Here is a 14826-nt window from a genome sequence, read left to right as displayed (position 1 = left end):
GGGCTTACGGGTACCGCGACGACGAATACTTCTTCCTCAAGATCCGCGCCGCGTTCCCCGGTAATCCTCGATGAACCAAAAAATGAGCACCCCAACGGGCCGGCGCGAAGCGCTGGAAGTCCTGACTCGGCGGGGTCTCTCGCAACGCAAGGCATGTTGTTATCTGGGGCTGAGTCGCCGGGTGGCCACCTATACGCTCAAGCAACCGGAGAAGGATCGGAGCCTGGGCGAGCGGCTGATGGCGGCCGCGCAGGAAGTGCCGCGCTTCGGCTACCGGCGGATGTCGGCTTGGCTGGCGCTGGGCGAATCGCGCGTGCGGCGAATGTGGCGAGCCTTGCAGCTCAACATTCCACGGCGGCGTCCTCGCCGCCGTCGTTGTGGCAACGACATTCGCCTGCCCGGTGCGACACAACCCAACTCGGTATGGAGCTACGACTTCGTGCACGATCAACTGGTAGACGGGCGGGCGTTGAAGATGCTTTGCGTGATCGATGAATACACCCGCGAGTGTCTGGCGATCGAGGTCGGCGCCAGCCTGCGGTCGCAGGACGTCATCCTGACGCTGTCGCGACTGATGCGGCTGTACGGCAAGCCCGCGTTCATTCGGTCTGACAACGGCGCCGAATTTACCGCTGCCAAGGTCATGCGCTGGCTGCGAGATGCTGCCATCGATCCTGCCTTCATCGCACCGGGCAGTCCGTGGCAAAACGGGTTCGTCGAGAGCTTCAACGGCAAGCTGCGTGACGAATTGCTGAACCGGGAATGGTTCCGCAGCCGCGCCGAGGCCAAGGTGCTCATCGAACGCTGGCGACAGTTCTACAACGAGCGCCGGCCCCATAGCGCACATCGCTATCAACCTCCCGCCACGGTCCGTCGAGCCTGGCTGGATTCCGATAATATCGACGCGAGACTCACTGCCTGACTGGCTACAAAATTCCGCCGCAGGTCACGATCACCGGCCCGCACCCCGCCTTCGAAAAAATGAACGGCATCGTGGCCAACCGTTTCGCCGACACGCTCTCGCGCCCGTCGAACATGCCGTTCGCCGCCACCGCGACGAAATCCTCGTCGAGCAACGGCAGGTTGTTCGCGAAAGTCTTCGTGCCGGCGACCACGCCGATGTCGGCGGTGCCGTCGTCGAGCCACCCTTCGACTTCCGCGTCCGTGCCTTCGAGCAGCACGGCCGTCACGCCCTCATGCGCCGCCTTCAACGCTTCGAGCGCGGGTACGACGAACGCGAGCGAGACGCTCGGCAGCGACGCCACCACCAGCCGACCCTCGAGCTTGCCGCGCGCCAGGCCGAACTGCTGGCGCAGCGTCTGCGCTTCCCGGACGACGTTCTGTACGTACGGCCACAGGCGTTCGCCGGCAGCGGTCAGGACGACCGGCTGGCGGTCGCGCAACAGCAGCTTGACCTCGGTGATGTCCTCCAGTTCGGTCAACGCGTGGCTGATCGCGGATTGACTGCGGCTGAGCCGGTCGGCCGCGGCCGTCAGCGAGCCGAGTTCGACCACGGCAGCCAGGGCCTGCAACTGCGCAAGCGTCATCTCGCCTCCTTGTTGCGATGCATGTATTTTTCACATGATAGAGCGACGCATCATGAATTTGATTGAACCGGTGTCATGCGCTTCGATTGCGCGCCATCGCGTGACCTCGCCCGATGCCCCGCGCCGCGCTCGGGCAAGATTCAGCCTCGAATCATGTCGAACGCCGTCGCCGGACACGCGCAGGATTGCTCCGGCGCCCGCGCCCGTCCAAGCCCCGTCCGTTGCGCCTTCAGCTCCGATCGCCAAGACGCGTTAGACTGTCCCGATGGAACAATGCCGTTATTGCCAGAGAATCCGCGATGAATGGGATTGCCACGGGGACGAATGCCGCCGGGCAATCGCGAAGGCACTGCGCCGGCAGCGCGCGGGCCTGCCGATGGTGCCGGATCGCATCCGCAACGAGCTGCCGTCCGGCGCGCCCACCCAGCAGGTGATCGCGGTCCTGTCGCGCCAGCGCCTGCGGGCGCGCCGCGGCAACGAGGAACGCCGCGAGCGCAAGGAAATCGACGACGCCGACGGCGTCTGATCCGCCAACGCCCCCCGCCAGCCGCCCCACCTGCCGGTGCCCCGCCACCGGGCGTTCGCCCGTGCGCGATGTCTCGCCGCCTGTCCGCCGTCAGTTTGCAATTCCCGCAACGCAGAACGGGGACGGATCGAACTTATGTTGGAATTGTTGCCTCACCGACAATGATCTTTCGCCGGAATCCACGTTTACCCTGAATCCAGCGACGCCTACGATGTAATCAATCGCTTACGACATGGTGTCGCCGGCGAACCCAATAGAACATCGGAGGTCATCATGAAATCGCTCGTTTCCGCGGTCGTCGCCGCTGTCGCCCTGTCCGCTTCGTTCGGCGCCTTCGCCCAAAGCACCGTGACCCGCGCCCAGGTGCGCAACGAACTCGTCCAGCTCGAAAATGCCGGCTACAAGCCGAGCCAGTCGAGCCCGTACTACCCGGCCGACATCCAGGCCGCGCAAGCGCGCACACACGCTGCCGACAACAGCGGCTACGGCGCGCAGCCGGCCCCGGTCGTCCAGGGCGGCGCACCGGCGGTCAAGGTGCGCAACGCGCGCGACTCGGTCTACTTCGGCCACTAAGTCCGCCGCCGCGCGCATCGCGCGCGGTCCGCCCGGATCCAGCGAGCCCGTCCCGTGACGGGCTCGCCGCGTTTTTGCCGCGCGCCGGGCCGGCCCGCCGTCAGCGGCTGCCCTCCGCCGCCACGCGGCCGCCGTCGTCGGTGGCGATACCGCCGCCGAGCAGTTCCTGGTAACGCACGCACGCGCACTGCGCGGACGCCTTCGCCGCGTACATCGCCGCGTCGGCCTTGACCAGCAGTTCCTCGGCCGACGCGCCATCCGCCGGATATTCGCTCACGCCGATGCTCGCGCCCACGGCCAGGTGCCGGTCGCCGAATTCCAGTTCCTCGGCCATCACGATCTGGATACGCGACGCGATATCGCCGATCACCGCGGGCGATCGCACGTCCGAAATCAGCACGATGAATTCGTCGCCGCCGAGCCGCGCGGCCATGTCGCCGCTGCGCAGCGCGAGGCTCAGCCGTTTCGCGACCGCGACGAGCGTGCGATCGCCGGCCGCGTGCCCGTGCTGGTCGTTGATCTGCTTGAAGCGATCGAGATCGACGAACATCACCGCCAGCCCCTCGCGCACCGCGGCCGCATGCCGGATCGCGGCATCGAGATGCTCCATGAACAACAGGCGGTTCGGCAAGCCGGTCAGCGGGTCGTGACCGGCGAGATGCGCGAGCTCCAGCTGCTTCGCGCGCAGCATCGCGACCTGCGTACGAATCTCGACGCGCATGCTGTCGAAACAGCGCGCCAGCACGCCGATCTCGTCGGCCCGCGCGACCGGCAACCGTTCGGCGGCCGGATCGTCGAACACGTGGGTCGCCGCGCGCGCGAGCATCTGCAACGGCCGCGTGATCGCGCTCGCAAACAGGATCGCGAGAATCACCGCCGCCACGCTCATCAAGAGCACCATCCGGATGATCCGCTCGCCGAGCATCCCGGCCGGCGCCAGCACGTCCGTGAGCGGACGCGCCATGCCGAGCACCACGAAGCGGTTGCCCTCGTTGTTGCCGAACGGCGTGCGCACGAACGCGAACATCTGGCCCGGTGCGGCGTCGGGCTGCGTGAGACCGTTGAGCGCCACGTTCGTGCGCGCCCCGACGAACAGCAGCCGCGTGTCGGGGAAGCTGTCCTGCATCAGCACGCGGTGCCCGCGATCGAAGCCGAAGATCTGCGACGGATCGGGGTGCACGAGGAAATCGCCCCATTTGTTCGCGAGATACACCACGTAGTCTGGCGGCAGATCGCGTTCAAGCCGGTCGAACATGCGCGTCAGCTCGACGTCGACGACCAGCGCGCCGACGACCCGGCCGCCTTCGTCGACCACCGGCGTGCCCACGCGCAGGATCGGCAGCCCTTCGGCCGCATGCGAGCCGGTCTCGTGATTGATCGCGATCGGCGACAGGTAGATATGACCGGGCGCCGTCGCAAGCGTATCGAATACGTAAGGAAACTGCCCTTTTTCCTGGAATGCACTCTCCGGCAACACGACGATGCCGTGCGCGTCGCGATCGACGCGGATCCGCTCGAGCCCGAAATCCCCGCGCGCGATCAGCCGGATCTGCAGGTACTCGGGGTGGTTCTTCATGAAGCTGTAATACACCTGTTCGAGCCGCGTGCGCGGCGCGCGATCGGCGCCTTCCCCGCTCGCGACGGACGCCGACGCCGGCAATTGCGCGAGCACGAGCACATCGTCGGCCACGTCGGACAGCGCGGTCGTGAAGCGCTGTCCGAGCAAGTGCGTCGACATCAGCAGGCTGTGCTGCGCTTCCTGCACGAGCATCGTCCGGTTCGCGCGGTAGGTGTAGTAGCCGGTCGTGCCGGACGCGATCACGCCGATGCACGCGAACAGCATCGACAGCTTCCAGGTGAGCCCGAGCCTGATCATTTTTCGAACCGCTCCGGCCGGTCGCCCGACACGATGCGGCTCCATAGCGACTCACGCCGCGCGATGTCCTCGACCGGCTGGATCCAGACGAGGTGCTGGTGGCCGGCCTCGAGACCGGGTGGCGGTTGGAGCGTATTCGCGAGCCCCTGGCGTTCGGTCAGCAGCACGCCGATCGCCGGTTCGAGCATGTAGTTGATCCACGCGAACGCCAGTTCGCGATGCTCCGCGCCGCGCGTGACGCCCCAGCAGTCGAGCCACGCGAGCGCGCCTTCGTCCGGAATCACGTAGCCGACATCCGCACCGGCGCGACGCAGCTGTTCGACCTGCTGCGTGCCATAGTTGCCGAACATCAGCGCCGCGCGATGCTGGACGAACAGCGTGGTCGCCTCGTCCGGAAGCGTGTAATACGTGAGCAGGTTGCGCCGCAGTTCGACCAGCTTGTGCGCAACGGCAAGCGTTTGCGCGGGCGACAGGTGAAACGGGTCGGGATAGCCGAGCGCGAGCGCGGTGAACGAAAAATTATGCGGCGCGCTGTTGAAGTCGAGCACCTTGCCGCGGTAACGCGGATTCCAGAGTTCCAGCATCGAGCGCGGCGCGACCGGCACCTGCTTGCGATCGTAGATCAGTCCCATCGACGAATACGTGAACGGAATCGCATAGGTCGAGCCGTTGCGCACGAGTCCGCCGATCGTCGCGAGCTGCTGGAAATTCGGCAGTTGCCGCCGGCGGTTGGGGATCTGCGACAGGTCGATCGGCGTGAGCAGGCCGTCGCTCGCATAGCGCTGGATCTCGGCCGTGTTGGCCGCAAGCACGTCGTACGGCGGCGGCGACGCGCTGTGCATCCGCGTCCACAACGCTTCGTCGGAATCGACGAAGGTTACTTCGACGTGCACATGAAAGTGCGTCTCGAATGCATTGACGACATCGTTGTCCGCGTAGCCGGGCCACGCAAGGACACGCAGTACGTTGTCGCTGACGGTCTCGGGGGAAGCGGCGCAAGCAGGCAGGCCCTGCCAGCCCAGCGTCAGGACGACAAGCCACCGGCACGCGGCGCGGCGCGCACGGCGCGCGCCGATTCCCCTGATCAATCGGTCCTCGTCCGAATTCCCCGTATGCATTCGACTGTCCTTTTTTCGAGTCGATGCTTGATCGTGCAACAAGACCACAAAAAATATCGCCGCGCAATTGGAACAAGCCGCACGCGCACTGCATCCGCCTATTCGGAGCGCGTCATCCGTGTACGCGTGCGATCGCACGTCGCTGCACGCGCTCGAACCCGGCCACGCGAACGGAGAATCATCAGGTGAAAGGCAAGACGCGACGTGTGCCAACTCCGCTTGCAGCCACGGCGCCACGCGGCATGTACTGCGTATGCGTTCGGAGCGTTCGGTGCATTCGATGCATTCGGCGACGCGCGTCATCCATCGCGTCGTGTCGCCACCTCCGCCTGCATGCGCGTCGAGCCATCGCATGCGCATCCGCGCCACGCAGGCATGAACGCCGCGATCACGCGCGACGGATGCGCACGCATCGGCATCGCCACGACAGCGCGACCGGCCCGGCCGTCGCGCTTTCCTTTTCGGGCCGCTCGTCGGACAATGACGCGCGCCCGCCGGCGCGGCGCCGCATCGGCCCCGCGCGAGCGGCACCAAGCATGCTCCGCCCGCGCCGATGAAACGCTACGAAACCCTCGCCCAGACGATCGCCGACGAAATCCGCAACGGCAACCTCGCGGTCGGCACGCGCCTGCCGTCGCTGCGGCAGATCATCGCGCAGCATGGCGTGAGCCAATCGACGGTGTTTCGCGCGTACTACCTGCTCGAACAGTGGGGGCTGATCCGCGCACGCGAGCGTTCCGGCTATTACGTAGCGCCCGGCGCGGGCCCGGCGGCGAACCCGCCCGCGAAACGCCGCGCGAGCCGTGCCGGCGCCACGCGCAAGGTCGACATCAGCGACCTCGTGTTCTCGGTGCTCGACGCCGCGACGCAGCCCGGCATCGTGCCGCTCGGCTCCGCATTTCCCGCGCCGCAGCTGTTTCCGCTGCCGCGCCTCGCGAAATCGCTCGCGCAGGCGACGCGGCTCGTCAGCCCGTGGAGCACGGTCGTCGACCTGCCGCCCGGCAGCGAGGCGCTGCGCCAGCAGATCGCGCGGCGCTATCTGGCAACCGGTGTCGCGCAGCCCGTCGACGAGATCGTCGTCACCAACGGCGCGCTCGAAGCGCTGAACCTGTGCCTGATGGCCGTCACGCGGCCCGGCGACGTCGTCGCGGTCGAGTCTCCCGGCTTCTATGCGGCGCTGCAGGCGATCGAGCGGCTCGACCTGCGCGCGGTCGAGATTCCCGTCGATCCACGCACGGGCCTCGATCTCGATGCGCTCGCGAACGCGCTCGACCGGCACGACATCCGCGCGTGCTGGTTCATGACCAATTTCCAGAATCCGACCGGTGTCACGCTGTCGCTCGACAAGAAGCGCGCGCTCGTCGAGCTGCTGGCCGCACGCGAGGTGCCGCTGATCGAGGACGACGTATACGGCGAGCTGCATTTCGGCCCCGACTACCCGCTGCCCGCGCGCGCATTCGACCGGCACGGCCTCGTGATGCATTGCAGTTCGTTCTCGAAGACGCTCGCGCCCGGCTACCGGATCGGCTGGGCCGCCGCCGGCCGGTTCGCGGAGAAGGTGCAGCGGCTCAAGCTGATGACCACGCTGTCGGCGAGCATTCCCGCGCAGGCCGGCATCGCGAACTATCTGGAGCACGGCGGCTACGATCGTCACCTGCGCAAGCTGCGCGGCACCCTGCAGGCGCAGCTCGCGCGCATGGACGACGCGCTGCGGCGCTGGCTGCCGCCCGGCGTCGAGTGGGTGCGGCCGGACGGCGGGTATTTCCTGTGGCTGTCGTTTCCCGACGCGATCGACGCGATGGAACTGCACCGCCAGGCGATCGCGCGCGGCATCAGCTTCGCACCGGGGCCGCTGTTTTCGGCCGCGCACGGCTTCGAGCGCTGCGTGCGCGTGAACTTCGGCCATCCGTGGAGCCGCGACATCGAGCGCGCGATCCGCGTGCTCGGCGAGCTGGTCACCGGGCCGGCGGTACGCAAGTCGGGCTGATCGCGCCTCGTGCGCACGCTGCGCGCCGCCCGCATCACGTCCATGCAGCGAAGCCGCGCGCGGGTTACATTGCTGGTCCCGCCGCTCCTTCACGATTGCCCATGAGCCAACTGCCCTACCTCGATCACGACGCGTTGCTGAAACTGGCGGCCGAAGCGGCACACGTTACGCAGCCGTGCACGTGCACGAGAACCTCGCTCGCCGGCTGGACGACCCTGCCGCTGTCGCTGCAGGACACGCAACTGACGGAAGTGGCCACGCTTGCGCCGCCCGGCGAGACCGAGCCGACCTACGACGAATATCATCCGGCCGGCACGCGCTATGCGTCGGACGACGCGCCGATCGCACCGCGCCACTTTCCGTACAACCGCTGCAACGTCAGCCGCTGCGTATCGTGCGGCCGGCTCTATCTGCGCTATCAGGAAGGCGGCGGCTACTTCATCGACCAGCGCATCCGCGCGCTCGATCCGGCGTTGATCGTCGACGCGCCGGCGCAAACCTGAACCCGACGCGGGGCATGCGCAATGCATGCCCCGGCACACAACGGCGCGCTCCGCCGATCTGCTGCGCCGTTTCCATTCCGATCTGCGCCCTTTCCGCTACGATCTGCTGCGCCGTTTCCGCTCCGATCTGCTGCTTGTCCCGCCGCCCCGCGTTCCCTACGCTGTCCCTGTTGCCCGACACCCGTCGCAACGTCCCCTCCCGAGCGGCGCGCGCCTCTGCGCCGCCGCTCCTCTCGCGTATCACGTCATGTACCGATATACCGATTTCGACCGGGCGCTCGTGCACAGTCGCGCCGCCCAGTTCCGCGACCAGCTCGAACGCTGGCAGCACGGCACGCTGAGCGAGGACGCGTTCCGGCCGTTGCGCCTGCAGAACGGCTGGTACGTGCAGCGCCATGCGCCGATGCTGCGCGTGGCCGTGCCGTACGGCGAACTGTCGAGCGCGCAGCTGCGCGTGCTCGCCCGTATCGCACGCGACTACGACGTGCCCGACGACGCCACCTACCGCGCCGCGTGCGACGCGCAGGCGCAGCTCGGCACGCTGCGCCTGCCGACCCGCAACGCGCACTTCACGACCCGCACCAACGTGCAGTTCAACTGGATTCCGCTCGCGAAGGCGGCCGACGTGATGGACCTGCTCGCGACCGTCGACATGCACGGGATCCAGACGAGCGGCAATTGCATCCGCAACATTTCGTGCGACGAGCGTGCGGGCGTCGCGCCGGACGAGATCGCCGATCCGCGCCCGTTCGCCGAGGTGATGCGCCAGTGGACGACACTGCATCCGGAATTCGCGTTCCTGCCGCGCAAGTTCAAGATCGCGATCACCGGCGCGGCCGAGGACCGTGCGGCGACCGACTGGCACGACGTCGGGCTGAAGCTCGTGCGCAACGACGCGGGCGAACTCGGCTTTCGCGTGAGCGCCGGCGGTGGCATGGGCCGCACGCCGCTGATCGCGACGCTGCTGCGCGCGTTCCTGCCGTGGCAGCAGGTGATGAACTACATCGAAGCGATCGTCCGCGTGTACAACCGCTACGGGCGGCGCGACAACAAGTACAAGGCGCGCATCAAGATCCTCGTGAAGAGCGAGGGACAGCGCTATATCGACGACGTCGAGGAAGAATTCCGCCAGATCGTCGAGCATGACGGCGGCCCGCACACGATCCCGCAGGCCGAGTTCGACCGCATCGCGGCATCGTTCGTGCCGCCGCGCCTCGCGCCCCGCACACTCGATCTGCAGGATGCCGAAGCGCGCATGGCCGCGCACGCCAGCCGCCATCCGGCCTTCGCGCGCTGGCTCGCGCGCAATGTCGCAGCGCATCGCGACCCGGCGCTGCGCATCGTCACGCTGTCGTTCAAGCGCCGCCTGCAGGCGCCCGGCGACGCGTCGCCCGAACAGCTCGACGCACTCGCCGAACTCGCCGAGCGCTTCTCGGCCGGCGAGGCACGCGTCACGCATACTCAGAACGTGGTGCTGCCGTGGGTGCACGTCGACGACCTGTTCCTGCTGTGGGAGCAAGCGCGCGCGATCGGCCTTGCCAGCGCAAACGTCGGACTCCTGACCGACATGATCGCGTGCCCGGGCGGCGATTTCTGCGCGCTCGCGAACGCGCGCTCGATCCCGATCGCCGATGCGATCGCCGAGCGGTTCCAGGATCTCGACATGCTGCACGACGTCGGCGACATCGACCTGCACATCAGCGGCTGCATCAACTCCTGCGGCCATCATCACAGCGGGCACATCGGCATCCTCGGCGTCGACAAGGACGGCGCCGAGTGGTACCAGGTGACGCTCGGCGGCTCGGACGGCTCGAGCGCGAGCGGCCCCGCTCGGCCGGGCAAGGTGATCGGCCCGTCGTTCTCGGCGGACGAGATCGTCGATGTCGTCGACGCGCTCGTGAATGTCTATCTCGACGCGCGGCTCGACGCCGACGGCCGCAGCGAACGATTCATCGACACGGTGCGCCGCATCGGCGCCGAGCCCTTCAAGGCCGCGGCCAACGACGCCCGTCACCAGGCGGAGCACGCATGATCCCGACCGACCAAAGCTCGAACGCACGCATCCGGCTGCTCACGCCGGCCGAACACGCCGACGATACGAATGCGCCGGACACCGCGACCCGCACGATCCTGACGATCGGCAACGACGAGGAGTTGCGGCCGCTCGCCGCTCGCATCGCGCAGGCCGCGCGCATCGACCTGCACTTCCCGTCCTTCACCGACGGCCGCGCATACAGCCAGGCGTATCTGCTGCGCAAGCGCTTCGGCTTCGCCGGCGACCTGCGGGCGACCGGCGACGTGCTGGTCGATCAGTTGCTGTTGATGGAGCGCACCGGGTTTTCGAGCGCGGTGCTCGGCGCCGATGCCGATCTTGCCGCCGCGCGCCGGCAGCTCGACCGGTTTCCCGGCTTCTATCAGCGCGATGCGAGAACGGCGGCGCCGCGGCAGGACGCGGCGCCGCAAGTCGAGACGCAAGCCGGGAAATGAAAACGGGCGGCCCGCAGGCCGCCCGTCCGATGAACCGCAAGCGCCGCGCCCGCCACTCAGCGGGCGCCGGCGTTCAGCGCGCCGCCACCGGCTTGCCGAACGCGCCAAGGATCTTCTTCTCGAGCGCGATGTAGTCGTGGCCGAAGTGGTGGTCGCCGCCCGTCTTGATCACGTCGGCACCGGTGTTCGCGAGCGCCGGACACATCGTGTCCTTCTCTTCCGCGCCGTAGAAGCATTGCACGAGCTGCGGCGGCACCTTCGCGATTTCCGGCGCGACCTTCATCGCCTTGTCGCTCGCCGGCATCCCGAGCCAGCCCGTCACGCGGATCTGGAAATCCGCCGCCGGCGCGAAGCCGAGCAGCGACATCACCGCCACCTTGTCACGCAGGTCGGCCGGCAGCCGGTTGTACGCGAACGGCATCACGTCCGCGCCGAACGAGTAGCCGACCAGCGCCACGCGGTTCGCATGCCAGCGCGCCATGTAGGTGCGCATCACGCGCGCCAGGTCGCGGCTCACCTGTGCGGGCGGCTTCTCGCTCCAGAAGTAGCGCAGGCTGTCGATGCCGACCACCGCCACGCCGTCGCGCTGCAGCGCCTCGGCGATCGTCTTGTCGAGATCGCGCCAGCCGCCGTCGCCCGAGATCACGATCGCGAGGCGGTCGCTGCCGCCCTTGGCCGGCAGCTCGACGAGCGGCAGGTCCGACACGTCGAGCTCATCGGTGCTGCTGGTGTCGTGCAGGTGCGACGTGACGAGCGACACGAGCGTCGCAGTGTCGCCGGCCGCGGCCGTTTCGACGAAGCCCGGCATCGCGCGGCGCACGATCGTCGGATCGGGCGGGCACGGCTTGAAGCGCGCATCGAGCTTCGCCGCCGGCGCGACCGACGCGACACCGGCGATCGTGTTTTCCGGCGCCATCGACAGGATCTGCTTCGCGATCGCGCCGCCCTGGCCCACGCCCGCGACGATCGGCGTGTAGTAACGCGCCGATTGCGCGAGGCGTTCGAGCTGGTGGCTGACCGCTTCGGCATCGCCGTCGAGGTGGTGACAGGTTTCCTGCTTCGCGGCGAGGTTCGCCGCATAGCGCTCCGAATCCACCCCGACCGTCATCGCGCCCGCTTTCGCGAGGGCGTCGGCCGCCTGCTGGTCGGCGGCGCCCCAGCCCCGCCCGCGCGAAAACAGCACGACGAAGCCGCGCAGCGGGCCGCCCGGCTTCGTCACGGTCACGGGGCCGTAGCGGCCGCCCGACACGGTTTCCGGTTGCGCCGCGGCCTGCGCCGCGAACGCCGCGCCGGCCAGCATCATTCCCGCGCAGGCGACTGCCGCCCGCGCGATACCCTTCTTCAACATCATGAACGCCGACCTCCAGCCAGCAGGGACAGATCCGCGAGCGTGACGAACACGCCGACCGAGCCCGAGGCCGCGAGATAGCGCGGCTCCCAGTGCGGCTCGAACTTGCTCTTGAATGCACGCAAGCCGCGGAAGTTGTAGAAGCGGCCGCCGAAGCGCCAGACCATCAGCCCGAACCGGTGCCACGGCGACGGCATCTTCGCCGCCCCCATCCCCGAGAACGGCGCGATGCCCAGGCTCAGCTTGCGGAACCCCGCTTCCTTCAGATGCAGCGCGAGCTGCGTAAACAGATACTCCATCGCATACGGCGACGCGTCCGGCAGATGACGCATCACGCCGACCGTCGCCTCGGTGTTGAGGTCGGTCGTCATGAACGTGACGAACGCGATCGGCTTGTCGGCCTGGCGCACGAGCATCACCGACTGCGTCGCGAGATAGCCGTCGTGGAACGCGGCCACCGAGAAGCTCTTCTCGCGCGCGTCGCGGCTGTCGAGCCAGCCGTCGGAGATGTCGCGCAGCGACGGCAGCGCGGCCGGCACGTCGCGCGGCGCGATCACCTCGACCGTCAGCGCGTCCTTGTCGCCGCGGCGCAGCGCATAGCGCAGGTGCGACCGGTTCGAACCCTTCAGGTCGAAGCGGTCGAGCGCGATGTGCGCTTCCTCGCCGAGCTTCATCAGCGTGAGCCCCGCGTCGAGATACAGCGGCAGCGCGTTCGCGCGCACCTGGTAGAACGCCGCGCGGCCGCTGTGCGCGTGCGCCAGCGCGATGAACTTGCCGATCAGCGCCGGCCATTCCTCGCGCGGGCCGACCGGATCGTGCAGCGCGGCCCACGTGCGGCCGTTCTTCGCATACATCAGGAACGCGCGGCGCGATTCGGAGAACAGGAACGACTTGTCGCCCATCAGCGCGAGGCCCGCATCGCTGCACTCCTGCGCGCGGATGATCTGCTCCGCGTCGATCAGGTCCTGCTCGGCGGGCTTCACGAAACGCCCGGGCGCCGGCCGCAGCAGTTGCCACAGCGCGAACATCGCGACGAACACGCCGGCCGCCAGCGTCGCGCGCAGCGCCCGCGGCGCGCGCTCGTCGAACGCGAAATGCGACCACAGATCGCGCGTGTAAGGCACGTCGCGGAACGCGAAGCACAGCACCCACACGGCGAGCACGAGCACCATCGTCACCGACACGAACCAGCTCACCGTAAAGCGCTCGGCGAGCAGCGACGAATGCCGGTTGAAGCGGCGGCGGCTGACGAGCAGCAGCACCAGCAGCGTGCCGAGCACGCCGGCCTCGACGAACGCGAGGCCCTTGGCCAGCGACAGCGCGAGGCTCGCGAGCGTCAGCGCGAAAGTCATCCACCATGCGCCGTCGAGCCGGCGCAGCAGCCCGCGCGCGACGAACAGCAACGCGACGCCCAGCACGCTGCAGATCACCTGCGAGCCTTCGAGCACCCACAGCGGCACGATGTTGCGCAGGATCGCGATCCGGTGCCAGAACGCGGGCGTCGCGCTCGAGATCACCAGCATCCCGCCGACCGCGAAGGTCACGAGGCTCAGGAACAGCGGCGCCAGCTGCGACACGCGCGCGGCCTGCCGCGTCACGAGCCGGCGGCGCAGCGCGCGGCCCTCGAACCCGGCCAGCAGGCCGGCCGACAGCACGAGCGGCACGCCGAAGTAGATCGCGCGATAGGCGATCAGCGCGGCGACCATCGCGTGCGCCGGCACTTCGCGGCCCAGCGTGAAGACCATCGCGGCCTCGAACACGCCGATCCCGCCCGGCGTATGGCCGATCATCCCGAGCAGCAGCGCGGCCGCGTACACGGTGATGAAAGTCGGCAAGCCGACTGGAGCGGACGGCAACAGCACCCACAGCGTCAGGCCCGCGGCCACGACGTCGAGCACCGCATAGACGACCTGGGCGACGAGGTCGCGCCGCGCCGGCACGTCGAACGCGAGCCATTTGAAGCGCGTGACGACCGGGCGCGCGACGTTGCCGCACAGCATCGTCATGACGGCCAGCACCACGAGCAGCGCGGCGCCGCTCCACGTCAGCACGCCGGGCGCGACATGCAGCATCGCGGCGAGCGTCTGCGGCACGCAGACCATGCCGACCGCCGTCATCAGCACCAGTGCGAGTGCGAGCGTGCCGCTGGTGAAGACGGTCATCCGGCCGATCTGCGCGGGGGTGACGCCCGACACGCCGTACACGCGCGCGCGCACGGCGCCGCCCGTCAGCGCGCCGAAGCCGGTCGCATTGCCGAGCGCGGAGCCGGCGATCGCGCCGATCCACAGCGCGGCGCGCGGCACTTTCGCGGCGACGTAGCGCAGGCCGACCGCATCGCGGGCGACGAGCGCGAGATAGCTGAGGGCCGTCGCGGCCAGCGACGCGCCCCACTCGCCCGCGGACAGGTGGCGCAGTTGGCGGATCACCGACCGGTAGTCGACGGATTCGGACAGGTGCTGGAACACCACGATCAGCAGCAGGCCGATGCCGAGCGCGAGCAGCGGCGACAGCACGCGCTCATTGCGGATCAGTGTCGCGACACGGGCGATCGCTGCCGCGGCACGGCCGGGCTGGCCAGGGTGGCGGGAAGACATAGAGTGTTCAGTGGTGGTGCGTAGCTTGTCGCGGCGCAGGGGTGGCCTCGCGGCGACGAATCTGGTTGTTCTGCGTGGGCGGTCGGCCTGGGACGAAGCCAGGCGGCGCCTGAATCAGAAATTACGAGTATACGGATTTTATATTACAGAATCTTTCGATCCCGTACTGAGCCGTTCGGGCGCGGCGGTCGCATCAACGACGCGTCAAATTCATGCGCAAGGTGCGCATCATACCGGGAACCGCGGGGAATTTTTCGTCGAATGACC

At 68.3% G+C, this 14826-nt stretch carries 10 protein-coding genes and 2 pseudogenes; 7 read left to right on the top strand and 5 right to left on the bottom strand.

Features of this window, described 5'->3' with window-relative positions; all coding sequences use genetic code 11:
• Positions 1–76: 76 nt before the first annotated feature.
• Positions 77–922: pseudogene (locus tag DID99_RS28245) on the top strand (IS3 family transposase); the annotation flags it as partial.
• Between the two features lie 28 nt (positions 923–950).
• On the opposite strand, the pseudogene DID99_RS28240 reads toward DID99_RS28245, so the two are convergent.
• A pseudogene (locus DID99_RS28240) lies at positions 951–1547 on the bottom strand (LysR family transcriptional regulator); the annotation flags it as partial.
• Between the two features lie 265 nt (positions 1548–1812).
• Here DID99_RS28240 and DID99_RS28235 point away from each other — a divergent pair.
• Positions 1813–2073 (top strand): hypothetical protein, encoded by a 261-nt coding sequence (locus tag DID99_RS28235; RefSeq protein WP_006760082.1) that lies wholly within the window; start codon positions 1813–1815, stop codon positions 2071–2073.
• 273 nt (positions 2074–2346) lie between these two features.
• Complete coding sequence (locus DID99_RS28230; RefSeq protein WP_124667968.1) at positions 2347–2646, top strand: DUF4148 domain-containing protein; 300 nt, start codon at positions 2347–2349, stop codon at positions 2644–2646.
• 100 nt (positions 2647–2746) lie between these two features.
• Here DID99_RS28230 and DID99_RS28225 read toward each other — a convergent pair whose 3' ends face one another.
• Both DID99_RS28225 and DID99_RS28220 read right to left on the bottom strand, forming a co-directional pair.
• Positions 2747–4522 carry a sensor domain-containing diguanylate cyclase gene (locus DID99_RS28225; protein ID WP_124484653.1) on the bottom strand — a complete coding sequence of 592 codons (1776 nt, stop codon included), beginning with the start codon at positions 4520–4522 and terminating at the stop codon, positions 2747–2749.
• Positions 4519–5640, bottom strand: a complete 1122-nt coding sequence (locus DID99_RS28220) for an extracellular solute-binding protein (RefSeq protein WP_124667967.1) — start codon at positions 5638–5640, stop codon at positions 4519–4521. The genes DID99_RS28225 and DID99_RS28220 overlap by 4 nt, the downstream gene beginning before the upstream one ends.
• Before the next feature lie 553 nt (positions 5641–6193).
• Between DID99_RS28220 and DID99_RS28215 the strand changes: the two genes are divergently transcribed.
• The 4 genes from DID99_RS28215 (at position 6194) to DID99_RS28200 (ending at position 10617) form a co-directional block, all read left to right on the top strand.
• Positions 6194–7627 carry a PLP-dependent aminotransferase family protein gene (locus tag DID99_RS28215; protein ID WP_124667966.1) on the top strand — a complete coding sequence of 478 codons (1434 nt, stop codon included), beginning with the start codon at positions 6194–6196 and terminating at the stop codon, positions 7625–7627.
• 101 nt (positions 7628–7728) lie between these two features.
• Complete coding sequence (locus DID99_RS28210) at positions 7729–8130, top strand: hypothetical protein (protein WP_124667965.1); 402 nt, start codon at positions 7729–7731, stop codon at positions 8128–8130.
• Positions 8131–8377: 247 nt separating this feature from the next.
• Positions 8378–10162 carry a nitrite/sulfite reductase gene (locus tag DID99_RS28205; protein ID WP_124667964.1) on the top strand — a complete coding sequence of 595 codons (1785 nt, stop codon included), beginning with the start codon at positions 8378–8380 and terminating at the stop codon, positions 10160–10162.
• Positions 10159–10617 carry a DUF934 domain-containing protein gene (locus DID99_RS28200; RefSeq protein ID WP_124667963.1) on the top strand — a complete coding sequence of 153 codons (459 nt, stop codon included), beginning with the start codon at positions 10159–10161 and terminating at the stop codon, positions 10615–10617. The genes DID99_RS28205 and DID99_RS28200 overlap by 4 nt, the downstream gene beginning before the upstream one ends.
• 73 nt (positions 10618–10690) lie before the next feature.
• Here the strand turns inward: DID99_RS28200 and DID99_RS28195 are convergent, their stop codons facing one another.
• A complete protein-coding gene (locus DID99_RS28195) occupies positions 10691–11968 on the bottom strand; it encodes a virulence factor family protein (protein ID WP_124667962.1) in 1278 nt (425 codons plus the stop codon).
• A complete protein-coding gene (gene mprF / locus DID99_RS28190; protein WP_124667961.1) occupies positions 11965–14559 on the bottom strand; it encodes a bifunctional lysylphosphatidylglycerol flippase/synthetase MprF in 2595 nt (864 codons plus the stop codon). The genes DID99_RS28195 and mprF overlap by 4 nt, the downstream gene beginning before the upstream one ends.
• Positions 14560–14826 lie beyond the last annotated feature (267 nt).

Source organism: Burkholderia sp. Bp8986, from assembly GCF_003854225.1.
Taxonomy (GTDB): Bacteria; Pseudomonadota; Gammaproteobacteria; order Burkholderiales; family Burkholderiaceae; genus Burkholderia.
The sequence above is the reverse complement of the archived record's forward strand: the minus strand, read 5'-3'. Positions and strand labels throughout refer to the sequence as shown.

Bases quoted from the DNA above. Each gene is read 5' to 3' on its own strand.
- DID99_RS28235 (WP_006760082.1), top strand. From the start codon at position 1,813: ATGGAACAATGCCGTTATTGCCAGAGAATCCGCGATGAATGGGATTGC.
- DID99_RS28230 (WP_124667968.1), top strand. From the start codon at position 2,347: ATGAAATCGCTCGTTTCCGCGGTCGTCGCCGCTGTCGCCCTGTCCGCT.
- DID99_RS28225 (WP_124484653.1), bottom strand. From the start codon at position 4,522: ATGATCAGGCTCGGGCTCACCTGGAAGCTGTCGATGCTGTTCGCGTGC.
- DID99_RS28220 (WP_124667967.1), bottom strand. From the start codon at position 5,640: ATGCATACGGGGAATTCGGACGAGGACCGATTGATCAGGGGAATCGGC.
- DID99_RS28215 (WP_124667966.1), top strand. From the start codon at position 6,194: ATGAAACGCTACGAAACCCTCGCCCAGACGATCGCCGACGAAATCCGC.
- DID99_RS28210 (WP_124667965.1), top strand. From the start codon at position 7,729: ATGAGCCAACTGCCCTACCTCGATCACGACGCGTTGCTGAAACTGGCG.
- DID99_RS28205 (WP_124667964.1), top strand. From the start codon at position 8,378: ATGTACCGATATACCGATTTCGACCGGGCGCTCGTGCACAGTCGCGCC.
- DID99_RS28200 (WP_124667963.1), top strand. From the start codon at position 10,159: ATGATCCCGACCGACCAAAGCTCGAACGCACGCATCCGGCTGCTCACG.
- DID99_RS28195 (WP_124667962.1), bottom strand. From the start codon at position 11,968: ATGATGTTGAAGAAGGGTATCGCGCGGGCGGCAGTCGCCTGCGCGGGA.
- mprF (WP_124667961.1), bottom strand. From the start codon at position 14,559: ATGTCTTCCCGCCACCCTGGCCAGCCCGGCCGTGCCGCGGCAGCGATC.